The organism is Vibrio caribbeanicus ATCC BAA-2122, assembly GCF_000165125.1.
Taxonomy (GTDB): Bacteria; Pseudomonadota; Gammaproteobacteria; order Enterobacterales; family Vibrionaceae; genus Vibrio; species Vibrio caribbeanicus.
In genome coordinates this window covers 197,889-221,955 of the sequence record NZ_AEIU01000059.1, presented here as the reverse complement: position 1 = coordinate 221,955, position 24,067 = coordinate 197,889, and the positions used below count along the sequence as shown (strand labels likewise).

The following is a 24,067-nucleotide window of genomic DNA, read 5'->3' as shown; positions in this document are numbered from 1 at the left end:
TTTTTGTAGGTGTAATGGTCGGACTGATAGGATTTGAACCTACGACCCCCGACACCCCATGACGGTGCGCTACCAAGCTGCGCTACAGTCCGATGGCGACTATTCTATATAAAATAACTCTGCCGTCAATACCCTAAAACGATGATTTGCTTACTTTTAGAGCAAAGGGAAAAGAGAGTTCTGTATAGCCGCCAAAAGCTGATTAACTTTTCATCAAAACTTCATTTAAGAGAGTTTAAAGCGATTAACGATTTCGGTCAGTTTCTGATTCATATCAGCGATGTTTTGTGCTTCTTCAAGTGCATACTTACCATTACTGTCCAGTTCCCCAACAATATCACTTATCGCGGTCATGTTTCTGCTAAGCTCTTGAGTTACACTGCTTTGTTCTTCGGCCGCTGTTGCAATTTGAGTACTGAGGTCATTAATGTCTGTCACAAATTGAGTCATCACGTCCAGGCTGCCCGCTACCTCTCCAGCTCCTTCAGCCGTTTGTGAACATTTTTGTTTGGTTGATTCCATTGACGACACTACAGATTGGCTTCCTTCTAACAAACTTGCCAGAGCTGCTTCGATTTCTTCTGTGCTTGTTTTAGTTCGGCTGGCCAAGTTTCTCACTTCATCAGCTACGACGGCAAACCCTCGACCTTGATCGCCAGCGCGAGCGGCTTCTATCGCTGCATTCAAAGCTAGTAAGTTCGTTTGCTCTGCAATATCGCCAATGACGCCAAGTATGGTATTGATACCATCGGTTTGTGAAGCCATAGTATTAACATTTTCGGAAGCTGAACTGACATCTTCAACGAGCTCTTGAACGTTACGTTGGGCTTCGGTAACGGTATTTTTTGAGGTAGAACTTGCTTCATTTGCCTTGTGTGTAAGCTGAGCGGTATTGGCTGCATCTGTTGCCATTGAATCGGCTGTTGCATTCATTTCCTCGATAGCGGTTACGATTTGCTCGGTTTCTTGTACATGATTTTGTAAAATCACATTTGTCCGCTGACTTTGGTCTTTTAATCGGTCTACATTTTCGATTAAGTGGTTGCTGACTTGACTTATCTCAAGCATCATACTTTGTAGATTAGCGATGAAGGCATTAACGCCCTCTGAGATTTGACCCAAATCATCTTTGGTTTTTATTGCGATGCGTTGTGTTAGGTCACCTTCACCTTGACTCAGCCCAGCAATCGTCTCTTTCAAAACTAAAATAGGGCGATACAGTATTTTCATAATGATGAGTGAGACGATCACGCTCATTATGGTAACGATTAGGGCAGTTGTGATAGCGGTTTGTTTCGCTGAAGCTAAATCTGAGAATATGATATCTTTTTCAAGTCCTGCTAAAAAGTACCAGCTTTTTCCTGCGACATTAATACGGTGTGAGAAAAAGAGCTTTTCGACTTCTCCTTTCTGTCCTTCGATGATGACTTTCTCTTGACCTATGGTATCTTTGACCACTTTGCTCAGCCAAGGGTACTCTTGTGCCTTTTGCCCGGATTTGACCTCTTCTATCGATGAGGCGAGTACCGTTTCATCGTGATTGATGATCATGGCAAAAGCACCAGGGATGTCATTCGAATCTTTTACAATATCGTTTAAAAACCCTAATTTCATATCAACAGAAATCATACCATTGAGTGTCTTTCTTACCATGGAAACCCAATAGGCGTTACCATCACTACTGGGGTAAGGTTCGGTCATACCCGTAGATGAACTCTCTCTTCCTAATTGATACCAACCTCTTGTCGTCACATCACCGCTGTATTTGTGATTGGGCCAAGTCTTTCCCGTTTGATTCCAATAGGCATCCCCATTGGTGAATGCGACAACCGAACTATTAAGATTCATGCCCCCTGCAATAATCTTTGTTAAATCAATAAAATCTTGGGGACTACCTTCTATTGGTTTACTTTCAAACTGTTTACCAAGTTTATCAAGCCCTGCTACTTTTTCATTGAGCTTCGCGGCTATTTGTTTTGCTTGGTTATATACGTATTCTTGGTTGGCGTTGATGATCAGGCTGTAGAGTGCTTTCTCTTGCTTGATGTAGGCAATGTAGCTAGAAATAGACACAGAGATGATGACCAAAGCGCATATTGAAATGAGCAGAAGTTTTTGAAACCCTAAATTTCTCATAATACATTACCTCCTTGTTGAGCAGTAAATTGCAGCAGGTATTTTTATTTCGCTGAGCAATGAAGACTTGACCGCCATTAAATTGTGGGTCTTTTATAATAAAAGTCCATTTATTGACCAAATTAACATTAGAGAAGATACCAATAATATAGGCTTGGTTATAGAAAACTTGGTAATTTTGAGTAATTTTTGAGCTTGGTAACGGAATTTCGAAATGAACAGGTTTGTTAACTTCTGGTGAGGTGGGACGTAGATGTATGCTTATCGATACTATTAGTTGCTTTTTTGGTATAAAAAATGCCCCTCTATGGAGAGGGGCTGCTGTTATAACGTAATTGATGATAAGTACAGGATAGGGCTTTTACTGACCATTTTTTGCATAGAATCGTTGCAGTTCAGTCAACCCTTGCATCAAAATTGGTAAAGTTGGGTTGTCATCTTTTACTCTTTGATAATTTTCATCAAATAGTTTGTAGTTACCAAACTTGTCAATCACGGTAGTTGTGTCTTTGGTGATGAGTGCGAGCTCTCTAGAATCTCCAGCTAGTATCCAGCGTCGCTTGTGCTCGTCAAATAGACTTTCACCGCTACTAAAATCACTAGGGTTAGAAGTCACTCCGAGTAACTCCTGAAGTAGGGTTACAGAGAAGTCAAGATGACTCGTTCTATGTGGATAGATACCAGCGACTTTCCCGGGCCAGTGAATGAGCATAGGGACTTTGAGTTGATATTGGCTGTAATTACTGTTTGAGCCCCAGCTATTGGTGTTAGTTTCGTTAAACTCTGTCGCGTGATTTGATGTAATAACTATTACGGTTGATTTGTCTAACTCCAGACTTTGAATGACACTCAAGAGACGCTCTATCTCAAGATCTGCTTGCTCAACGGAACTAATATAACTTGAACGAAGTCGATCACTGGCTGATATTTTTTTATTGGTTGATGTAGAAGCTTTGAAGTTGTCGACAGTAGTAAGTTCAATAAAACTAAACCAAGGTTTGTTTGTTCTTTGTTTCGCCCATTGTGTCCATGCATCAATTGCTTGTATATCTTTTGATTGGCTTTCATTGAAAGCGATACCATTAAAATTCATTCCTCTAAAGACGGTTTCTCCATAGAGGTCATCATCAAAATTATCACCACTAAATAAACCGAACTCATAGCCTTTACTGACCAGAGTATCGATCAAAATGGGCTTCGACCCTTGTGCTTTTATACTGCTGGCATAACTACTCGGTAAACCATAAAAGAGTCCAAAGACACCAAAGGCGTCATTGCTTGAGCTGTAATGATTGGTGAAGTTGAGATTGTCTTGGGCAAATTTATAGGCCGAAGGCATCGTTTCTTCACTGAGCATATCGGCGCGAAGATTATTCACACTCACAACTAAGATATTAAGTGGATTAGCACGACGACCAAAATCCATGGTCTCTAATGGATAGCGAACGATGTCGCTGTTGCTCTGATTCTGTTCTAATCTCTTCAGATATTCCGCTTTATCAAGTAACCCATGTTTCTCCATGAAAGACTTCGCAGTCATTGGATAGGAAAGCGGAAAATTTGCTCTTTGAATAGTAATTGGATTGTAAAAATATGCATCAGCCCAAACGTAGATAAGGTGGCTGGCTATGAAGCTAATAAAAAATAAGCTGCCAATTGGTTTACCTATTTGTTTGTGGGAAAGTTTGCGCTGCTTACGCCAAACCCACTCGGATAATGCAATTTCTATCAAGAAAATAAAGGGTAAGACGACAAAAAGATGCTGTAAATCATTATTGACTAGCGTACTCTCGTCGTCAAACAACACCTCCCAGACTAATGGGTTTAGGTGTAGATTGATCGTTTGGTAGGCCTGAGTATCAATGAGAAGAAGTGTTAGGCCGACGGTTGCAAAACACACAGATACTAAGCGAAATAGCTTACGGGACGGCAATATAAATGTGAGTGGGAACAAAACCAAGAGGTAGAGAGCAAAAACTAGAAATGCAAAGTGCCCAACCCAAGAGATGAGTAGATAGAATTGCCCCAACAGAGTTTCTGGCCACGGTGACTGGGTTATGTAGCGAGTACCTATCAACATTGCCGCAATAATATTGAAGAAGGCAAACCAGTGCCCCCATCCCACTAAGCGTGATACTCTATCACCGTATTTAGTTACGTCGTCGACCATGTATTCGTTCTAATTTCCGTTGATTGTATTAATGTTATTCATCAATAGAAGAGATTAATGCTTGGGTAAATTTTTCAGCAATAACGGCTCTTTGTGAAGCAGCAACATCCTGATTTAAGACATTGGTTGCGATATTTCCCGCAATCATCAGTGCAAGCTCTGGGCCAACAGCGTGCTTTTCTAAAACTGCTGCAACCTCAGCAAGGATTTTTTCAACTTCGGTATCGCTGTATTTTGATGTAATTGGCATAAAGACCCTAATGGAGATAGTAAAGCGACTTATGATAACCTACAATGCAGCGCAACTGAAACTAAAGCAGCAAGAAATTTTGTCATGAGCCTGAATCTTTCGAATATTATCTTACATCAGTTAAAAAAAAACGCATCCGATGAGTTGGTGGTTACTTTCCGTAAAGAGTCATTACCTAAAAATGCTTCGTCCGAAAATCTAGTCAGTGAGCTTCATCGAGTTTTTAACTCCAAAGCAGGAAAAGGTTTCGGTAGCTTTAAACAAGAAAGCGAATTTCAAACTTGGTTACAAGATCTGCAGTCAAATGGTATGCCATTCTATGATTTTTCTCAGGTAAGCGCAGAACGTTTGAAGAATGAGCTAATCAAATATCCATTTGCTGAAGAGGGCATATTGGTTATCGCTCAGTATCAAGTATTGGCAACAGACTATTTATTTATTGCCATGGTTCCCTCTAATAAGAGCTTAAAAGTAACGGAAGGTCTCGATATCAGTGCGACTGATTACCTTGATGTTGCCAAAATGGATATCGCGGCAAGAATTGACTTGACTAGTTATGAAACAGATAGAAGCTCTAACCGTTATCTGGCTTACATCAAAGGGCGAGTTGGTCGTAAAGTTGCAGATTTCTTTCTTGATTTCTTGCAAGCTGAGGTTGGATTGGACACAAAACAACAAAACCAGGTTTTAGTCCAAGCAATTGAAGACTTTTGTTCTGATTCTAAGTTAGAGAAAGAGGAAACATCAAACTTTAAGAAGCAGGTTGCTAGCTACTGCAGTGAGCAAATCAAGTCTGGGGATGAGGTTGATGTGAAAGAACTATCAGGAGAACTCCCGAATGCAGAAGATGGCACAAGCTTCCTTAACTACACTCAGCAACATGGTTACGAGCTAGAGCAGAGTTTCCCGGGAGACCGTGCTACGGTTCGGAAATTGACCAAGTACGTTGGTGTTGGTGGAGGTATAAATATTAGCTTTGACAGCAACCTTCTCGGCGAAAAAATATTCTACGATCCTCAGACCGATACGTTGACTCTCACTCCCCCGCCTAACCTCAAAGATCAATTGACGCGTCTTCACGAGAGCTAATCAGCAATGTCAAAAGCGGTTATCCTTTGATGGCCGCTTTAAAAAGGACGGACTGGCCGGATTTGAACCAGCGACCCCCGAAACTACGCAGAGCAACGGTGCGCTACCAAGCTGCGCTACAGTCCGGCTTGATTCATAATTTCCCACTGCGGTTTTACCCTTTATCAACCAGAAGTTTTCATTGTGGTTGTATCTATTATTGCTCACTAACATATCTATAGAATAACGATGAGGCTTAATCAAGTGTGAAGATTTATCGTATTCATAATGCTATTAATCACTTGCCTTTAGTTTCTAGTTATTTGTGAATGAGGTGATCAGGATAAAGTGTTTTTATTCAATAGAAAAAGAACAAAAGAAAAGTTTGTTTAGGGTGTAACTCACTAGTAAAGCTAAATTTATTCGATCACTGTTTCTATTTTTTGTCTATGCTTGATTTAGGTGTTAGATTGCGTCGACTTTAAAGAATGCAATCAAAAACCAAAGTGGGTGAGTATGGTAAAAAGTTGTTTCAATGTCCTATATATCGACGATGATGAATTTATGTTGAAGGCAGCGAGTCGCTTGCTAAAACGCCTAAAACCTAATTGGTCAATTACCCTGATCCAAGATCCAACAACTTGGCGTGAGTTCGTTGCGTCGTTAGATTCTCCTCCAGACTTGGTTATGAGTGATCTAATCATGCCTCAGCTAAGAGGGGATATGCTTTTGGAGCAGGTTAGTGAGTACTACCCCAGTAGCATCCGAGCGCTCATAACCGGAGACACCACAGTTGATATCGATTCGCTTACCAACTCGTGGACGCACTTTATACTACCCAAACCCTTTAGCGAACAAGACTTTCAGCAGATTTTAAATTGTACCGAACGCCTAGGCAATTCACCTTTCACCGCAGAGTGCAGAAAAAAATTGTCTGCCATTGAGCCGCTTCCCTTGCTACCAAAAGTGATCCGCCAGCTAAGGGTTTCTATTGAGGATGAGCAATGTGGATGCGTTGATTGCGTTGACATTATTGCTCAAGAGCCCTCACTTGCCGCACAGATAATTAAAGTGGCTAACTCGGCTTACCTCGGGTTTGATACAAAAACAAGCTCCTTGAATAATGCCGTATCAAGACTAGGATTGAACATTATACTTGCGTTAGCGACTGCAATGGTTAGCCATAGAGCGTTTAAACGAGTATCGGAAGAGCAGCACTCAGAAATTGTAGGTAAGCATCAACTACTCGCTGAGACTTCTGTATCTGCTGCAAAGGCTCTGGCATGGAGTCCCGACATGCAAGACCGTATTTATTTGGTTTGCTTATTGTCATCGATTGGTGTGCTCACGTTACTTGAACTCGGATATTCAGATGTCGATAGCACCCCAGATTGCCTAAACCTGCAGACAGGTTTGCGTGACAGCGATGTTTTGTCGGCCTACCTGTTGATTTTGTGGGGGTATGATTTGGACCTTGCCGAGGCAAATTTGTGTTTGAGTAACGCAGCAACGGATAATGATCCCGCGAATTGGTCGATACCTAATGTTGCCGCCTTCGCTCAAGATTTATTGGAGAATAAGGCTAAAGGTACGCTCGATCAATGGAGAGATCTTTTACCTGAAAGCCAAGCTTCTCTGGCTTACGCTATTTTAAACCCAGTTAACTAGGAGAGTTTTATGTCGTCTATTTCGGTCACAGTTTGCGATGATTCAAAAATGTCTAGGAAAGCTGTTATACGAGCCATCCCGCCTGAGTTACAGGCAGATTTACATGAAGCGACCAATGGAAAAGAGGCTATCCAGAACTTTAGTGAAGGAAAAGCCGATGTGATGTTTTTAGATTTAACGATGCCTGAAATGGATGGTTTCGAGGTATTGGCAGAATTAAAAAGACAAGCAGCACGAAATTTTGTCTTTGTTATCAGTGCAGATATTCAACCTGCGTCACAACAAAAAGTAATGGAGCTTGGCGCGGTTAAATTTTTGAAAAAACCACTAGATGCAGAGAGTCTAAAAGTGCTGTTACACGAGGTGGGGATAATATGAATTACGAAGAGCTAACAGCTGACCATAAAGATTCACTAAAAGAATTACTTAACATATCCATGGGTCGAGCTGCCTGTAAACTTGCAACTATGCTGAGTAATGAAGTCACTCTTACGATACCAGCGGTCGACATGGCGTCACCGGAAGAGTTAATGGAAATGTTTGGGGATGCGACTCAGTACTATTACACACGTCAGCCTTTTTTTGGTCAAATGTCGGGAGAAGTCATCACCCAGTTGACCAAAAAGGGAGGTAAAACTATTGCTGGTAACTTATTGGATTTAGCAGAAGAGGATGGTATTGATACTGTAGACATCAATTGCAGTATTCTGGAAGTCTCTAATATATTATCGGGTGCTAGTTTGCGTGGTTTATGCGAACAAATAGAGTTAGATACTAGAACTCAGCCGCCCGTTATGTACTCACCAGAGCACCATCCGATACCGAGTGACAAATGGTCACAAGCGATTATCTTGCATGTGTCATTTTTAGTTGAATCGGCAAGTTTCGAGACGAAAACGATAATCTGTTTTGCGGAAGATGGTTTTAACGTCGTCGTGCATGCACTTGATGAATTTATTTGATAATGAGGGCCTCCTATGAAAGCAAAGCTTGCTCTCTCAGACCTATTAAATCAGCTATCAATTGCTGTGACTATTGTGCGGAGCGACTACATCATTGTAATGGCGAATGCTTATTTCACAACACGTTCGGGGAAGAGTAAGGAGGAACTCATTGGGCGTAACATCTTGGACGTTTTTCCTGAGCATGCAAGGATTGTAAAGCGCAAGATTGATACAGCTTTTGTCATTGAGTCTGCTTGTTACTCATCTTGGGAGCAATCTCCTCACACCTTACCTTTCAAGTCATCCCGCCAAGTTTCGGGCGAGGAAGAGAAAATGTACCAAGATTTAGAGTTCATTCCTATCCATAGCCAAGGCGGTGGACTCGAGCATGTCTGCGTCTGTATTTACGATATGACGACACAAGCCTGCCAACAAGAAGAGTTAGCTGCACTGTCAGAAGAATTACGTCGCGATCAAATCGAACTAAAACAAACGTTATCCGAGTTGAAGCAGGCACAAAGCCAGTTGCTACAATCAGAAAAAATGGCATCGGTTGGACAACTCTCTGCTGGTATTGCCCATGAGATTAATAACCCATTAGGTTTTATTACGTCTAACATCCAAACGCTTGATAGTTATTTTCGAAATATATCTACTGTCGTGACGTCCTTGGAGAAACTGATTGATGATTCCAATGATGCAAAACTGAGTGCTGACAAGAAAGCATTGATGGAACGTTCACAGCTGGCCTATGTCATGGAAGATGTATCGGATTTAATTGCTGAGTCACTCGACGGTTCGAAGCGGGTAATGGATATCGTTAAAAATCTAAAAGAGTTCTCTCATGTGGATGATTCAGAATGGATAGAGAGCGATTTGAGGAAAGGAATCGAATCTACTCTGCGCATTGTGAATAATGAGGTGAAATATGTCGCTACAATTGAAACAGAATTTGAGGATGATGTTCCGAATATATATTGTCAGCCGATGCAGCTCAATCAGGTAATTTTAAATTTATTGGTTAATGCTTCTCAGGCTATTAAGGAAAATGGCGTTATTAAAGTCAGCCTGAAGAAAACGCAAGATGAGCAAGTCCAGATAACGGTTAAGGATAATGGTGCAGGGATCCCTGAAGAAAACCTGTCCTCCATATTCGAACCTTTTTTTACTACAAAACCTGTGGGGGATGGAACTGGTCTGGGGTTGTCGGTTTCCTATGGCATTATCACAGCCCACAATGGCACGATAGAAGTTGATAGTGAGCTCGGTGTTGGCACAACATTTACGATTACACTGCCCATCAAACAAACCACCAACGTTGCCGAAAAAGTGGAAGGCTGAGTTGGAATAAGGAGCGGTTATGGAATTTGCTGAAGTCTTAATTGTTGACGATGAAGCCAACATTCGCAAGGCACTGAGTCGTGAACTTCGCTTTAAGGTTGCTGCTATTCATACCGCGGAGAGTGGGCCAGACGCTTTAGATGTATTGGAAAAAGAAAACATAGACCTGATCCTCACCGATTATAAAATGCCTAATATGACTGGTGCTGAAATGCTCATTGAGGCGAAACGTAGAGGGTTTGATATTCCTGCGATAATGTTGTCCGGTCAGGCGGACCTTAGCGGTGTAACTAACGCAATTAACACGGGTGTGCTCGGGTGTTATTTGGATAAGCCCTGGGACAGGGACAAATTACTCAGTTCTGTGTCATCGGTACTTGAAAAACACAGCCCAACTTGTGATAAAAAAACAGGGTTTGGTACCTTTCCCGCGCTAAATGAATACCTCAAACTTTCTTGTGAGCTAAATAAGGTACAGCAAGCGCGTTTATTAGTTACCGTCGATATTATGGATATGAATCAACATAATGAGAACTATGGTAAGACAGTTGGTAATGAAATTTTGTCAAATTTTGCGGCGAAATTGTCCGATAGTGTTGATGCAACATGGTACCGTGTTGAAGATAAATTTATCACTTTTGTTGAGCACTCGGAGAAAGGGTGCGAGCAATTAATTGATATTATTGAACGTTCGCCATCAATAGAGTTGGAGCAAGGAGAGAAAGTTAAGTCTAAGGCTTTTGTATCCGCCTCGGAAACTCTACAAAACATTAGCTTAGAAGCGTTTGGCCAAGCCAAAAGTCAAGCCAAGAAAATTGTAGACGGTTTATTTTGGTTAACACCTGATGTAGGTAGCGATGGAGGAGATGAGTTCATTGAACTTTTTTCCCTTGTTACAGATTTTAAGAGGACACGCTTAGAAGCGTTCTACCAGCCACAAATGACCTTAGAGACAGGGTTAGTTCAATATTGTGAAGCTTTGGTTAGAAGAAAGCTACCTGATGGCTCTTATCAAAATCCCAGTGACTTTCTCCATCTTGTGCACAAGTATGGATTGGACGACACCTTGGTCAATGTCATGCTGCAGAATACCCTAGTTTTGTTGGGTAAGATCCCTGAAAACTGTCCAATGGTTGTTTGTCTGAATGTTACAGCCCAGCAGCTTGTTTCTGGGAAGATTCGAGAGTTACTTTGCAGTGTCACGCAAAACGACACAAATATTTTGCAATGCATTGAAGTTGAGGTTGTGGAGACAGATGGTATACGTGATTATCAAGAGGCATGTGTTGAGGTGAAAAAACTACAGGAGCTGGGAGTAAAAGTTGCCATTGATGACTTTGGTACTGGCTACTCTGGTTTCGAGTCTCTCTGTGAGATACCTTTTGATGTGGTAAAAATAGACGGGCGATTTATTCAGAATATGGACAACTGCCCGTCAGACAAAGTCATCTTAGAATCAATTACTAATAGCGCAAAATCTCTTAATATGTTACTTGTTGCTGAGTGGGTGGAACATATAAGCCAAGTTGACTATTTGAAAGAGATTGGATGCTCTCGTATTCAAGGTCATTTAATTGGTCCACCGAAACCTCTCGATGAGTTTTTACATTTTTTGAGTAATTACAAATGTGTGGAATAGTTTATGGAAAATGACGCGACTGAAGATCCGATTGTACCTGAAGAAGGTGAAAAGAAAACGTTACTGTTGCTTGATGATGAAAAGGATATCCTCAAGGCTTTAACACGGATACTTAGGTTCGAATATGATGTTGTTTCATTCAATGATGGGCATGAGGCGCTCAAGTATCTGGAAGACCATGATATTAATATTATGATTTCTGATATGAGAATGCCGACAATGGACGGTGCAGAGTTTCTCAAAAGAGCCAAAGAATTTTGTCCCAATTCGATTCGGTTTCTACTGACTGGATACAGTGATATGGAATCGACAATTCGAGCGGTTAACGAGGGCGGTATCCATACTTATCTTGCCAAGCCTTGGGATAACGAAGGCATTAAGCTGACGCTTTCGAAGGCATCAGAGCTGTTTGATTTACGCAAACAAAAGCAAGCGTTAACTGACGAACTCCAGAAAAAAAATGACGAACTTGGTGAGTTAAATAATGCTCTAGAGCAGAAAGTAAAAGATAGGACTGCATCGCTATTAGAATCCAATAAAAAAATGGAAATGTTGCTTAGTAGTAGGGCAAGAACATTTAAAGATATACTTGCGGCCTTATCCGCCATTATTCAGTATGCAACAGGCAAGCCGAGCACCGATAATGAACGTATCTCCGAATACGCAAAAATGGTTGCGATAAAAATGGGGTTACCTGAATCTGAAGTGACTCATTGTTACTTGAGTGCCTTGCTGCACGAAATTGGCTTGCTTGGTACTGTAGATCCCAATGCGGTGGATGAAGAACAAACTCCAAGCACTCAGGGGTCGCACGTGTCGCTTGCTCCATCAGCTAATGCTGAGATTGGTGCCACTATTATAGGTCAGATCAAAAGGTTTGCTCCTCTTGTTGCTGTGATTCGTCATCAAGATGAAAACTTTGATGGGACTGGCAAGCCAGACCATTTAGCCGGAGATGCTATTCCTGTGGGTTCAAGAATTTTGAGAGTCGTAAAAAACTATGACTTCTTTGTTTCGGGGAGTCAAAATCCATCTCGTTTAAAGCCAAGCAGTGCGAGGACGTTTATCAAACAACAGGCCGGTGAGTTATACGATCCCATGATCGTTGACACTTTTCTTGAGATACTCAAAACTGAAGTAGCAGGATCGGATGTTGATTTGTGTGTTGGACTTGATGAAGTCAAAGTTGGCGCAATTCTCAAGCAAGATGTTTATCATCCAAATGGACAAATGATGTTGTCTGCTGGGCAAGAGATTAATGCAGCCTTACTCCAGCGATTGCAGAAGATTGAGAATTCGCTAGAAGTTCCTATTGCGATATACATATAGATATCTGAGTATGTTAAGAGGCCAACATGGTTGATAAAGACTACTTGTTTTCACCCTCTGAAGTTATCAAGCTTGTTGGCGAGGAAGGGGTACCGGAGTTATTGGGTGAGTATCAGATTTTACTCAGACAACACTTGGCCCTACCCCTTCCAAGTATCGGTGAAGAGATTGCCGAAACCTTTTTCCGCTCTGTACATTCTCTCAAGTCTTCAAGTCAGTTCATAGGGGCATCTGTCCTTGCAGATTTGTGTTTAAAGCTTGAAACAGAGTGCAAACAAAATGAGTTTTGTTCCGGTAGTTTGCTTTCATTGTCACTTCAGGTAAGAAAATATGCGAAGGAGCTTGATGGTCAGGTAACGAACTATTTATCTATGTAAAGAAAATAGAAAAAAAGCGCAGTTTTTATGGATACTTAGGCGCTATCACGCAAAGTGGAATTTCACTCAATATATAATGGTTGGGGCAGATTCATGGATAGAAATATAATAAATTATGGTTGGGGGCTAGTTGCTGCATGGCTATTGTGTATGCTGGTGATTGCAACCAGTTATCATTCTACCAGAACGACCAAAGAGCAGATATACGAACTCGGTAGTAGCGTTCAGAAACTGCGTGATTCGTTTGCCTTTGAAACGCCTTATCGAGTGATGATGGCCAATGACCAAGCCCTAGACCTTCAGCTCATTTACGCGTTAAGACTTCAAATTGATGCTCAGTACAAAAAGGCTTGGATTTCACCAGACATCAATCATCTTTTGTTCACGACGGACAGGTTCATTGATCAAGCAAAAGTTTACCTCGAGAATAGTCTAGATTTACAGAATTTGGTTGAACAAATCAAAGTAATGCGCGAGCGTCATGCTGACAATCAAAGAGTTTCTTTTCTTTATTATATTTTGAGCGCTAACGTACTCGAAGCTTTGTTCGGTGATAACCAGTCGAGCCCCCAGATTTTCCGCGATATAGACAATGTCTATGCACTTTCGACAGCACTTCCGCAACAAGAGCAGCAAGATTTACAAGAAATTTTGGCGAGTGTTTCCGCGGTTTTAGGGGCATATGCGAAAGGACAGTACATCGTAGATAATATTATTGCCCATGATGTACATGCTCAGATAAGTGCACAGAATGGTCAATTCAACTCTTTACTTGCAATGCACATATGGCTTTCTGGTACGGTCTCAGCACTGGTCATTGCTACTTTCATGGGGTTATTGATATGGGGACATCGGATTAGAGTTGTATCCGACTCAGAAAGTACTTCAAGCGAATCAGAGGAAGGTATGTCACAGAGAGAGGTAAATGTTGCTGTGAGTAACGTTGAGCCTAGTAAAAAAGTAAAGATTCCTATGGGGGGAGAGATTAACTTTACTCAAATGATGGATTCTTTCGACAATGATACTGGATCGGTACGTATGCTACTTGAGGTCTTTATTGAAGACCACTCTGATGATATTGACGTTATGAGAGATCTCATTGCAAAGGGGAATGCTGAAGAGGTGCATAGAAAGGTGCATAGCCTAAAAGGTGTAGGGGGTAATCTTGGTGCCGTTAATATTAAAAATCTATCCGGACAGATAGAGGAGATTGTGATGGCCGATCTCTCCTCTGTTGCACCTCTTTTGGAAAAGCTATCGGTACATTTGGAACAAGCAATAATAGAAGCAAGAAACTTCCTTGATGAAGTTACGTAGCATGATAAAAAAAGCGCCTGGTGTGGGCGCTTTTTTATGTCTTTAAACTTCTTTTTGTATCATACCATCATCAACGGATTGTGGCTTTTGGCTGTCAACCTTATCTATGAACCAACCCATATATGATGTGAAAATGGTGACGGCAATACAGACAAAACTCAACCACATAAATGGTGCATAGGAGAGTGTAGCGACACCCAGAATACTTGCCATATAAATACCGTTATCGCTCCAAGGTACCATACCTGATGTAAGCGTCCCACCGAACTCAGCATTTCTAGATAGGTTCTTGCGTTGATAACCAAGACGGTCATAATTTTTAGCACATATCTTTGGGGTTAAGATCAAGGATACGTACATCGCTGAACCAAACACATTACCCATGAATGCAGTACCAATTGTGCTTGTTGCCAGTGACCCAGAATTGTTTATTCGGCGCTCAAAAAGCCTCGCTATCGTCTCAAGTACACCAACTTTATCGAGTAAACCACCGAAGCCGAGACCAAAAACAATAACAGCAACTGAGCCTAACATAGATGACATACCACCTCTATTGAGGATTGAGTCTATGAAAGCTATTCCAGAGTCAATTTCAAAAGGTGCCCAAGCCGTGTTAAAAGCAACCAAGAAGTCAACATCTTGAATCATAACAGCCCAAATAATTCCAAGTAATGAACCAAAGCTTATCACCGGAAAAGAAGGCATGCGCATGGCAAGTAAACCTAAAACAATAACGACAGGAATGAAAGAGTATGGCGTTATGTAAAATTGTTTCTCCATTGCATGAATAACGGATTGGACCTGTGACATATCAACATTGCCGGCATAGTGGAAACCAAATGCAGTAAACATGATACCAGTGATGACATAGCTAATGGCTGCGATCGGAAGCATGCCTTTAATATGTTCGACAACCTCTACGTTTGACATCGATGAAGCTAAGATCACAGAATCTGATAGGGGTGACATTTTATCACCAAAATAACAACCAGATAGAACAGCTCCAGCAGTGATAGGTGCCGGAACGCCAAGCCCTTGACCTATGCCCATCATTGCAATACCTGCTGTACCTGCTGCACCCCAAGATGTCCCTGTTGCTAGGGCAGTCAAAGAACATATCACCATGGTTGCCAATAAAAATACAGAAGGGTGGATGGCTTTTAGACCATAATAAATGATAGTAGGTACGATCCCACCAGATATCCATGTTCCTACCAAAGCGCCAACAGCGAGAAGAATCAATACGGCACCCAGTCCGTTTGAAATTCCGCCTAGTGCTGCCTGTTCAAGTTCTTTGTATTGATGGCCCAAATGAATTCCAAGCGCAATAATTATAAACCAGCCGATGTAGAGTGCTAACTGAATCGGTAGGTTTAATTGTGCGGTGAATGAAAAAGCCATTAATAAAAATAAGCCTAAGGCCAAGATAACTTGAATCAAGTTTGGCAGACGTGGGTTGAGTTGGGACATACAGTGCCTCTGGTGTTGTAAAAAGTGTGCTTATTGAAGCAAAAGCAGCACGTATTTTGTGCTTAATCTGAATGTGCAGCACTTTACCTTACGTAGATTAATATTTCGAGAAATTACTATTCATGTGTGATTTGTATCTATTGATATGTTTTTATTTGGTTAAATATTTTAAATAATGGCATTTAAAGTTTTTTATTTTGTCATTATGTAAAAGTTAAAATAGCCCCCTAGTAAGTAAACCTTTTACTTGCGGAATGCCATTTTCTTTTTCTCAAACGATTCAGAAGTGAGTAGCCCTAATCAAATAAAATCATTTTTTACTTGAGATTTGGCCAAGAAAAATTGACTATGTGGGATTACTTTTTTTATTTTTCACAAGGAGAGTTCAGTATGAGAGTTGGTTTAGTTGGCTGGCGAGGTATGGTTGGTTCGGTACTTATGCAGCGTATGGTTGAAGAGAATGACTTTAAACTAATTGAACCTGTTTTCTATAGTACATCTCAAACCGGAACTCCTGCTCCAAATTTTGGTAAAGATGCGGGCATCCTTCAAGATGCTTTTGATATAGATAGCCTAAAAAAACTGGACATTGTCATCACTTGCCAAGGCGGTTCTTACACAGAAAAGGTCTACCCAAAATTACGTCAGTCTGGGTGGCAAGGTTATTGGATTGATGCTGCATCAACTTTGCGTATGTCTACCGATTCTATCATTGCACTCGATCCTGTTAACCTTACTCAGATCCAAAAAGGTATACACAGTGGTGTTAAAACCTTCGTTGGTGGAAATTGCACAGTGAGTCTTATGTTGATGGGGTTGGGTGGATTATTTGAGAGAGGCCTCGTTGAATGGTGTAGTGCGATGACCTATCAGGCCGCTTCTGGGGCGGGCGCGCAAAATATGCGTGAGTTGATTACTCAGATGGGTGCGATTAATCAGTCAGTTCTACCTGAGTTATCTGATCCGTCTAGCTCTATTCTCGATATTGACAAGAAAGTCGCAGAGAGCATTCGTAGCGACGCATTTCCAACCGATCGTTTTGGTGCGCCATTGGCAGGTTCTCTGATCCCTTGGATTGATGTCAAACGCGATAATGGCCAGAGTAAAGAAGAATGGAAAGCAGGTGTAGAAGCAAACAAAATTCTTGGTCTAGATACCCAACCCATTCCAATTGATGGCACTTGTGTACGGATTGGGGCTATGAGGTGTCACTCACAAGCTCTCACTCTTAAGCTCAAGGGGAATGTGCCCATGGATGAAATTGAAGAGATGATTGCGACGCATAATGATTGGGTTAAAGTTGTACCGAATGAGCGAGAAGTGACCACCCAGGAGCTGACGCCTGCCAAAGTCACAGGGACATTATCTATCCCAGTTGGACGTTTACGCAAAATGTCGATGGGGGATGATTTCTTAAACGCATTTACCGTGGGAGATCAGCTTCTTTGGGGAGCAGCTGAGCCCCTTCGTCGAACACTAAGAATTTTAATCGCTGAGAAATAAAAATATGACTCACCGCAGTATTAATGTATTTTCTGCGGTGAGTACTCAGTTAATCTTAACGACAGTAAGGTTTAGTTTTTCCCCTCATTCACGACAACTCTTTGGTTTGGTTCTGCCAACTCTCCACCACAGTATTTACAATGTATCGCATCAGACTCATGGCCAGATTTAGAGCAGTTGGGACATTTGACTAAGGTTTTATGTGTCCGCATTTCTTGGCTTAGTTCCGCAGTAATAATCCCAGTAGGAACCGCGAGAATAGAGTAGCCTAGTAGCATAGTTATCGAAGCGATAGCCTTACCAAGGTGTGTTTGTGGCACCAAATCACCATAACCCACAGTGGTAATGGTGACGATCGCCCAATAGATACTTTTAGGAATACTCGTAAAGCCATTTTCTGGCCCTTCAATAATGAAAATGAGCGAGCCAAAAATAGTCACTAAGATTGCGACTGTGCTAAAGAAAATAAATATTTTCCTGCGCGCCATAAGTAGTGACCTGAGCAATATGTTGGAATCTTGTAAGTAACGTACCAATTTCAGGATGCGGAAAATCCGCATGACACGTAGCAACCTGATCACGCTCATCGATGATGCTGCGGGAAAGAGGAAGGCTAGATAGGTGGGCAAAATAGCCAATAGGTCAACAACACCGTAGAAACTCTTGGCATAAGCACTTGGTTTTGGAGAGCAATAAAGCCTTAATAAATACTCAAGAGTGAACAAGCACGTGAAAGTATATTCTAGAGCTCTGAGTTGCTTTCCCCATTCACTCGCGATACTGGGCACCGACTCTAAAGTTAGTACGAGTAAAGAAGAGAGTATCGCAATGATAAGGAGAATATCGAAAAGACGTCCAGCTCTCGTGTGAGTACCAAAAATAGTAACGTATAAATAATGCTTTAAGGAACGGCGTGACATGCTGAGAGTAACCTTGTAACTAAATCTTGTTTAAATCATCTATCAATAAAATTAGGCAAGACCTGGAAATAGATTTCGAAGGCCGTTTGCTATGAACTCAATACCTAAAGCTCCAAGTATAAGCCCCATAATACGTGTTATGACATTGATACCAGTTTGGCCGAGAACCTTTACAATAATTGGAGCTGAACGGAAGAGTAACCAAGAGCACAAACAAAATGCAGCAACGGTCAGGCTTATACCTACGGTATCTATAGCAGTCGGGTAACGAGCACCATAAACTATGGTTGAACTTATTGCGCCAGGGCCAGCCATAAGAGGCATTGCAAGAGGTACGACACCGATTTGTTCACGACTTACATATTCGGACTTTTCTTGTTTATTTTGTTTGTCCTCCCCGAGTTTGCCACTCATCATTGAAAAGGCAATACTGAGAAGTAAGAGTCCTCCGGCAACTCTAAACGAGTCTAATGAAATACTAAACATGTCAAGAAGCATCTGCCCTGCGAGTAGAGAAACGACAAGTATAATAGCGACAGCGATGTTCGCTGTTGCTGCCGTTTTGTGTTTTTCTTCTGCGGTCATATGACCTGTGAGCGATACAAAAACAGGCATTATTCCAATCGGATTTACGGCAGCCACAAGGCCGAGAAAAAATTGAAGAAAAATCGCAATATCAAATGTTTGCATTGTACTAAACCAATTAAATAATAGACTGATGATCCAAGTTCATAAGTGTCAAAGAAGACGGCTACTGTTGATGTATCGAAAATACGTTTCTATTTTGGGTTGAGATAACGATAACGAGGCTAAAAGCATCCGCTGTATGATTTTTACTCAGTCTGCCATCAACATTGAATCCGAGTAAATACTAAAACTTAATTTTAACGTTTAATTTTTAACTTAATAGTTAAATTTTCAATATTATGGGCTTTTCAAGTGGCGAAGTGTTGAAGCTAACCTGTGGTATGGCGTGATAGAGGATACATTCAAAGAAAAGCTGACCGTATGGGTGGTCAGCTTTATGATTAAGACGAGGCAGTTGTTAATGTTCAGTATATCTTTACTGGCTGTGTAACCAAGTGGCCTCAAGACACAGGATTCAGAGTGTTGTCACCAATGCCAGCCTACTTCTCATCTTCGGGAAGTTTTACATTAAGCTCTAGAACGGAAATATCGTCATCTTTGTGCTCAAAGCTAAGGTCAACCATTGAAGGGTCTACAGCAACGTACTTAGCGATCACTTTGAGGATATCCTCTTTAAGTTCCGGAAGGTAGGATGGAGCAGGATCACCTTCGCTACGGCGCTCTGCTACGATAATTTGCAACCTTTCTTTGGCTAAGTTCGCTGAGGTTTTTTTCTGTGGGCGGAAAAACTCGAGTAATGACATTTAGCCTCCAAATAGCCTTTTAAAGATGCCTTTTTTCTGCTCATTCAGAAAACGGAAATCAACTTGCTCTCCGAGCAAACGTTCTACAGTATCATTATATGCCATACCCGCATCAGATTGCTCATCAAAGATAACAGGGACACCTTTATTTGATGCATTCAAAACTGCTTGGCTCTCAGGGATGACGCCAAGCAATGAAATGTGCAGGATTTCTTCAACATCTTCGACACTAAGCATCTCACCCTGAGCGACTCTAGCTGGGTTATAGCGAGTAAGAAGTAGATGTTGTTTCACAGGCTCAAGCCCGTCTTCGGCTCGACGAGATTTAGAATCTAAAATACCCAGTATGCGGTCAGAATCTCTGACAGATGAGACTTCCGGATTCGTCGTTACAATTGCTTCATCAGCAAAGTATAACGCCATAAGTGCTCCTTGTTCTATGCCCGCTGGGGAATCACAGATAATGAAGTCAAAGCCCATTTCATCCAATTCATCGAACACACGACGCACACCTTCTTTTGAGAGAGCGTCTTTATCTCGGGTTTGGGAGGCCGGGAGGATAAATAGGTTATCTGTCCTTTTATCTTTGATCATGGCTTGGTTGAGATTGGCTTCACCATTAATGACATTTACAAAGTCATACACGACACGGCGCTCACAACCCATGATGAGATCTAGGTTTCGTAGGCCAATATCGAAGTCGATAACGGCAGTTTTCTTACCTTTCACTGCAAGGCCAGATGCAATTGCAGCACTTGATGTGGTTTTACCAACGCCACCTTTTCCTGAAGTGACAACTATAACGCGTGCCATCATTTGTTCCTTATAAAATTAAACCGTTAATAGCTCAAACTCAAGTGAGCCACTATTTAAACTAAACATAACTTTTTGCTGCCAAAATTGCTCTGCGAACTGCTCGGTTAGCCAATAGTGGCCCGCAATCGACATTAATTCCGCATTAAGTTTGTTACAAATAATTACTGAGCCAGTGTTACCATTTGCTCCAGCGATTGCTCGACCACGAAGGGTTCCATGAATATGTATCGAGCCATCTGCGATGACTTCGGCTCCCTCGCTAACATGATTCAACACCACAAGGTCGCAATCTTTCGCGTATATTTGCTGTCCTGATCTAACAGGGCTTCTTATGATCTTGGTCGGCTTCATTTGAGCGGGAGCTTGGTTTGTAGGACGACTCGTCGATAAAACAGCGAAGTTAGCCTCGGATGCTAAGTTTTCGATACGTTTATTTTGGCAACCAGTGATCCCGACAGGTATCATACCAGAGAGTGAGATTCTCTCTTTCAGATCAAAAAAATCAATATCACCCTCTGTTTTGGCAACGTTAATGACAATAGGGGCACTCGCAAAAAAAGCGGGTGCTTGTTCCACTTTTTCCTGAAGAAATTGACTTGTCTTATCAATATCATTATCAGAAAGGTGCAAAACAGACAGAGTAAAGCTACTACCTTTTAAATCTGGAGCATTAGACATCTTTAGATACCACTGATTGATATTATTCTCTTGGCTTAGGGTATCATGGTATATTCACAACATAAGCTCAGCAAGCGAGTTTGCGAACAATTGACGGTTTTTCTCGCAAAAGAGCGAAACATTAACATTTCATCATCTAGACTGACAAAAGGTTTCCCATGTTTTGTGCAATTTATAAAAGCTCTAAAAAAGAGGGAGCATACTTATATATCCCTAAAAAAGATGACTTTTCACAGGTTCCTGACACATTACTGCAAATGTTTGGTAAACCAATTATGGTAATGGTGGTCAAACTCGAAGGACGGCAATTGGCTCAGGTAGATGTAGAAAAAGTAAAGCAATCCTTAACAGATGATGGCTTTTTCTTACAACTCCCTCCACCGCCGAAAAATTTACTTGATGAATATAAAGAACAAAAACAAGCTCACCAACGTTCTTCTCATTAATTACCTGATAGGGATGTATGGTCACTTGTTCAAGGAGGGCAAACGTGAAAAAAATATGGTCGGTTGCTTTAAGCTTTACCATCGCTTCTTCGGCATTTGCAAATGATGCAAGCTTTAACAGTTATATTGAGGGCTTAAAGAAAGAAGCTCGCTCCAATGGTATCTCCGAGAGAACAATCCAAGAAGCTTTTGCTGGTGTTTCCCACCGCCCCAAGGCGGTCACCGCAGATAAAAATCAGCCGGAAAAACGACTGACATTGGATGAGTATATTCCTCGCGCTGTGCCTGACTGGAAAGTTAAACAAGCGAAAGCGCTTTATGAAAAACACTACCAAGAATTACAAAGTATCGGTTTGGCCTATGGAGTACAGCCTCGTTTTATCGTTGCTTTGTGGGGGGTTGAAAGTAACTTTGGCAAATTCACGGGCAACTACAAGGTAATTGACGCTCTTTCAACCTTGGCGTTTGATGGCAGAAGGGAAGCATTTTTTCGTAAAGAAACGATGGCGGCTCTGGAAATTTTGGATCAGGGGCATATAAAAGTTGAGGACTTCAAAGGTTCTTGGGCCGGAGCAATGGGGCAGTGCCAGTTTATGCCAAGCTCGTTTCTTTCTTTTGCCAAAGATGGAAGTGGAGATGGCAGAAAGGACATATGGAACTCTGAAGCTGATGTGTTCGCATCAGCAGCTAACTACTTACATCAATCGGGCTGGAACGATAGTTTCACCTGGGGTCGACAAGTCAAATTGCCCAAGGGCTTTGATACCAGCGTACAAGGCCGTGGTGAGGCTCAGGGTAAATATCTATCAGAGTGGAATAAGATGGGTATCACCCGGTATGACGGTAAACCTCTACCTAAATTAAAGCACGACATCAAAGCTTGGCTGATTGCACCAGACGATGCCAATGGTCGAGTGTATTTGGTCTATAACAACTACAATGTGCTAATGAAATGGAACCGCTCCTATTATTTCGCTCTCGCGGTCAGCCATTTAGCTGATAGAATTGTGTTGTAAATAGTTTAGGAGCTCTAAGAGCTCCTTTTTTTTGGAGTAGTTATGCTTTCAGAACGAGCCTCACAAATGGTCGTCTTTGCAGCATTGGTCAAACATAAAAATTTCTCACTTGCTGCAAAGAGCTTGGGAGTTTCTGCTTCGCATGTGAGTAAAAAGTTGGCGCAATTAGAAACGTCGCTTGGGATTAAACTTATCGAGAGAACAACAAGAGCATTTACACCTACTCTCGCCGGGCTCAGATTTTATGATCACTGTGCTGATTTGCTGACGATTGTCAGTAATGCTGAGCTTGAAGTTGAGAGCCAGCGTGATGAAGTGAGCGGTGTTATGCGGTTAGGGTTGTCACAGTCTTTTGGAACCTTACATATCATTCCTGCCATTGAAACACTAAGACAGCGGTATCCCAAGCTTGATGTCGAGGTACACTTATTTGATTACCAAGTAGATATGTTGGAAGAGGGCTTAGATCTTTGGGTGACCAATAATGAGTGTATTCCTCAAGGGTATGTGGCTCAACGAGTCGCAGATTCTAAATTCGTTGCAGTTGCTTCTCCTGAATACCTTGTTAACCATAAAGCACCTTGTGAACCTAATGATTTAAAACATCATAACTGCCTGATTTATCGAGGATGGCAAAGACACTACAATAGTTGGGCTTTTTCAAAAAGTAGTCAACATCTTAATATTAAAGTCTCGGGGAATTATACGGTTGATCTTGCCGAAGCTATCCGAGACGCGGCAATAGCAGGATGGGGTATCGCTTATTTGGCCACATATCTTTTAAAAGACGAGTTTAAAAATGGTCAATTAATCCAATTGCTGCCCGATTGGCAAGCTTCGCAAAACATGCCTTTTTATGCGGTTTACCCCAGCAGGCGCTACCTACCTAAAAAGACTCAAGCGGTTATCGAATTCATCAAAGAAAAAATCGGTACTCCTTGTTATTGGGATGAGTACTTAGCCCCCCATATCAACTATCCAGAATAAACGCTTATTATTTTATAAAAACAGCTGTAACCCTAGTTGTGACAGGCCACGAAAATTTACCTCCATTATCAATAGTTGCGAATGTCAGGCTAGATGCTTTCGTTGTTATACCAGTGTGTGAGGATAATGACTTTTTCTTTGAGGAAAAGCTAAAAGTATAATTTTCCTAACACCATGATATTTAGTGGTTATTTAAATTTTCTTTTATCTTGGACTTTTATTTATACAAACCATTAACAACTGCAGTTTGCACCATGAATTCTTATAGATGAAGATAGTTATATCTAGAGCGCTAGCTTTGTATAAGTTGACCTTTGAGATACCAGAGAATGAGCAGTTTGGAAAAGCAATATCCTTAATAACGCTTGATTATAGCGTTTAATTAATGATGGATTACTTTTTATTCGGTCGATGTACTACATTGATATTTCTTTGTTTTCTTTGGTTTACACAATAAGATTTACTTATTAAACAAAACCAATATAAGAGTTCCATCTGTGCAACAGATTTTAAAAGAAAAGCTCAAGGGTGTTATTTATAACTAAGAAGTTAGACAGTATTCCCTGTGTTATTTTCTGCTCGGTGGTGAAAAAACAAACGA

The 24,067-nt window shown here is 41.4% G+C and carries 22 protein-coding genes and 2 tRNA genes; 13 read left to right on the top strand and 11 right to left on the bottom strand.

Annotation, left to right across the window (positions count from 1 at the left end):
* Nucleotides 1-15: 15 nt before the first annotated feature.
* The 4 genes from RH40_RS06730 to RH40_RS06715 all read right to left on the bottom strand — a co-directional run bounded on the left by RH40_RS06730 (nucleotide 16) and on the right by RH40_RS06715 (nucleotide 4,556).
* Nucleotides 16-92 (bottom strand) — tRNA-Pro (locus RH40_RS06730).
* Nucleotides 93-225: 133 nt separating this feature from the next.
* Nucleotides 226-2,136: a methyl-accepting chemotaxis protein gene (locus RH40_RS06725; RefSeq protein ID WP_009600674.1), complete on the bottom strand. Its 1,911-nt coding sequence runs from the start codon at nucleotides 2,134-2,136 to the stop codon at nucleotides 226-228.
* Between the two features lie 361 nt (nucleotides 2,137-2,497).
* Nucleotides 2,498-4,306 (bottom strand): DUF3413 domain-containing protein, encoded by a 1,809-nt coding sequence (locus RH40_RS06720; RefSeq protein ID WP_009600673.1) that lies wholly within the window; start codon nucleotides 4,304-4,306, stop codon nucleotides 2,498-2,500.
* Nucleotides 4,307-4,340: 34 nt separating this feature from the next.
* Nucleotides 4,341-4,556: a YejL family protein gene (locus RH40_RS06715; protein ID WP_009600672.1), complete on the bottom strand. Its 216-nt coding sequence runs from the start codon at nucleotides 4,554-4,556 to the stop codon at nucleotides 4,341-4,343.
* An 84-nt stretch (nucleotides 4,557-4,640) separates the two neighbouring features.
* Here RH40_RS06715 and yejK point away from each other — a divergent pair, with 84 nt between their 5' ends.
* A complete protein-coding gene (gene yejK, locus RH40_RS06710) occupies nucleotides 4,641-5,645 on the top strand; it encodes a nucleoid-associated protein YejK (protein ID WP_009600671.1) in 1,005 nt (334 codons plus the stop codon).
* 47 nt (nucleotides 5,646-5,692) lie between these two features.
* Here the strand turns inward: yejK and RH40_RS06705 are convergent.
* Nucleotides 5,693-5,771: transfer RNA gene (locus RH40_RS06705), tRNA-OTHER, on the bottom strand.
* A gap of 369 nt (nucleotides 5,772-6,140) precedes the next feature.
* Here RH40_RS06705 and RH40_RS06700 point away from each other — a divergent pair.
* The 8 genes from RH40_RS06700 to RH40_RS06665 all read left to right on the top strand — a co-directional run bounded on the left by RH40_RS06700 (nucleotide 6,141) and on the right by RH40_RS06665 (nucleotide 14,239).
* Nucleotides 6,141-7,292 (top strand): HDOD domain-containing protein, encoded by a 1,152-nt coding sequence (locus tag RH40_RS06700; RefSeq protein ID WP_009600670.1) that lies wholly within the window; start codon nucleotides 6,141-6,143, stop codon nucleotides 7,290-7,292.
* Nucleotides 7,293-7,301: 9 nt separating this feature from the next.
* Nucleotides 7,302-7,670, top strand: coding sequence for a response regulator (locus RH40_RS06695; RefSeq protein WP_009600669.1), 369 nt, complete (start codon nucleotides 7,302-7,304; stop codon nucleotides 7,668-7,670).
* A complete protein-coding gene (locus RH40_RS06690) occupies nucleotides 7,667-8,254 on the top strand; it encodes a chemotaxis protein CheX (RefSeq protein WP_009600668.1) in 588 nt (195 codons plus the stop codon). The genes RH40_RS06695 and RH40_RS06690 overlap by 4 nt, the downstream gene beginning before the upstream one ends.
* 15 nt (nucleotides 8,255-8,269) lie before the next feature.
* Complete coding sequence (locus RH40_RS06685; RefSeq protein WP_009600667.1) at nucleotides 8,270-9,577, top strand: PAS domain-containing sensor histidine kinase; 1,308 nt, start codon at nucleotides 8,270-8,272, stop codon at nucleotides 9,575-9,577.
* Nucleotides 9,578-9,596: 19 nt separating this feature from the next.
* A complete protein-coding gene (locus RH40_RS06680) occupies nucleotides 9,597-11,216 on the top strand; it encodes an EAL domain-containing response regulator (protein ID WP_009600666.1) in 1,620 nt (539 codons plus the stop codon).
* Nucleotides 11,217-11,219: 3 nt separating this feature from the next.
* Entirely contained in the window at nucleotides 11,220-12,545 is a 1,326-nt protein-coding gene (gene nosR, locus RH40_RS06675) for a response regulator c-di-GMP phosphodiesterase, NosR family (RefSeq protein ID WP_009600665.1), read from the top strand.
* A gap of 26 nt (nucleotides 12,546-12,571) precedes the next feature.
* Nucleotides 12,572-12,922, top strand: a complete 351-nt coding sequence (locus RH40_RS06670) for an Hpt domain-containing protein (protein WP_009600664.1) — start codon at nucleotides 12,572-12,574, stop codon at nucleotides 12,920-12,922.
* A 93-nt stretch (nucleotides 12,923-13,015) separates the two neighbouring features.
* Complete coding sequence (locus RH40_RS06665; protein ID WP_009600663.1) at nucleotides 13,016-14,239, top strand: Hpt domain-containing protein; 1,224 nt, start codon at nucleotides 13,016-13,018, stop codon at nucleotides 14,237-14,239.
* 42 nt (nucleotides 14,240-14,281) lie between these two features.
* On the opposite strand, the gene nhaC is transcribed toward RH40_RS06665, so the two are convergent.
* Entirely contained in the window at nucleotides 14,282-15,709 is a 1,428-nt protein-coding gene (gene nhaC / locus RH40_RS06660; RefSeq protein WP_009600662.1) for a Na+/H+ antiporter NhaC, read from the bottom strand.
* 390 nt (nucleotides 15,710-16,099) lie between these two features.
* On the opposite strand from nhaC, the gene asd reads away from it, so the two are divergent.
* Nucleotides 16,100-17,212: an aspartate-semialdehyde dehydrogenase gene (asd, locus tag RH40_RS06655; RefSeq protein WP_009600661.1), complete on the top strand. Its 1,113-nt coding sequence runs from the start codon at nucleotides 16,100-16,102 to the stop codon at nucleotides 17,210-17,212.
* A gap of 71 nt (nucleotides 17,213-17,283) precedes the next feature.
* Here asd and RH40_RS06650 read toward each other — a convergent pair whose 3' ends face one another.
* The 5 genes from RH40_RS06650 to minC all read right to left on the bottom strand — a co-directional run bounded on the left by RH40_RS06650 (nucleotide 17,284) and on the right by minC (nucleotide 21,017).
* Complete coding sequence (locus RH40_RS06650; RefSeq protein WP_009600660.1) at nucleotides 17,284-18,132, bottom strand: ion transporter; 849 nt, start codon at nucleotides 18,130-18,132, stop codon at nucleotides 17,284-17,286.
* A gap of 51 nt (nucleotides 18,133-18,183) precedes the next feature.
* Nucleotides 18,184-18,822, bottom strand: coding sequence for a YchE family NAAT transporter (locus tag RH40_RS06645; protein WP_009600659.1), 639 nt, complete (start codon nucleotides 18,820-18,822; stop codon nucleotides 18,184-18,186).
* Nucleotides 18,823-19,259: 437 nt separating this feature from the next.
* The gene (minE, locus tag RH40_RS06640; RefSeq protein ID WP_009600658.1) at nucleotides 19,260-19,523 is read right to left on the bottom strand and encodes a cell division topological specificity factor MinE; all 264 of its coding nucleotides are present in this window, start codon (nucleotides 19,521-19,523) and stop codon (nucleotides 19,260-19,262) included.
* The gene (minD, locus tag RH40_RS06635) at nucleotides 19,524-20,336 is read right to left on the bottom strand and encodes a septum site-determining protein MinD (RefSeq protein WP_009600657.1); all 813 of its coding nucleotides are present in this window, start codon (nucleotides 20,334-20,336) and stop codon (nucleotides 19,524-19,526) included.
* A gap of 18 nt (nucleotides 20,337-20,354) precedes the next feature.
* The gene (gene minC / locus RH40_RS06630) at nucleotides 20,355-21,017 is read right to left on the bottom strand and encodes a septum site-determining protein MinC (RefSeq protein ID WP_009600656.1); all 663 of its coding nucleotides are present in this window, start codon (nucleotides 21,015-21,017) and stop codon (nucleotides 20,355-20,357) included.
* 158 nt (nucleotides 21,018-21,175) lie between these two features.
* Here minC and RH40_RS06625 point away from each other — a divergent pair, with 158 nt between their 5' ends.
* Genes RH40_RS06625 through RH40_RS06615 form a run of 3 tightly spaced genes read left to right on the top strand, consistent with a single transcriptional unit; the run spans nucleotide 21,176 to nucleotide 23,466 of the window.
* Nucleotides 21,176-21,463, top strand: a complete 288-nt coding sequence (locus RH40_RS06625) for a YcgL domain-containing protein (RefSeq protein WP_009600655.1) — start codon at nucleotides 21,176-21,178, stop codon at nucleotides 21,461-21,463.
* Nucleotides 21,464-21,507: 44 nt separating this feature from the next.
* Nucleotides 21,508-22,479 (top strand): lytic murein transglycosylase, encoded by a 972-nt coding sequence (locus RH40_RS06620; RefSeq protein WP_009600654.1) that lies wholly within the window; start codon nucleotides 21,508-21,510, stop codon nucleotides 22,477-22,479.
* Between the two features lie 42 nt (nucleotides 22,480-22,521).
* Nucleotides 22,522-23,466: a LysR family transcriptional regulator gene (locus RH40_RS06615; protein ID WP_009600653.1), complete on the top strand. Its 945-nt coding sequence runs from the start codon at nucleotides 22,522-22,524 to the stop codon at nucleotides 23,464-23,466.
* Nucleotides 23,467-24,067: the final 601 nt, after the last annotated feature.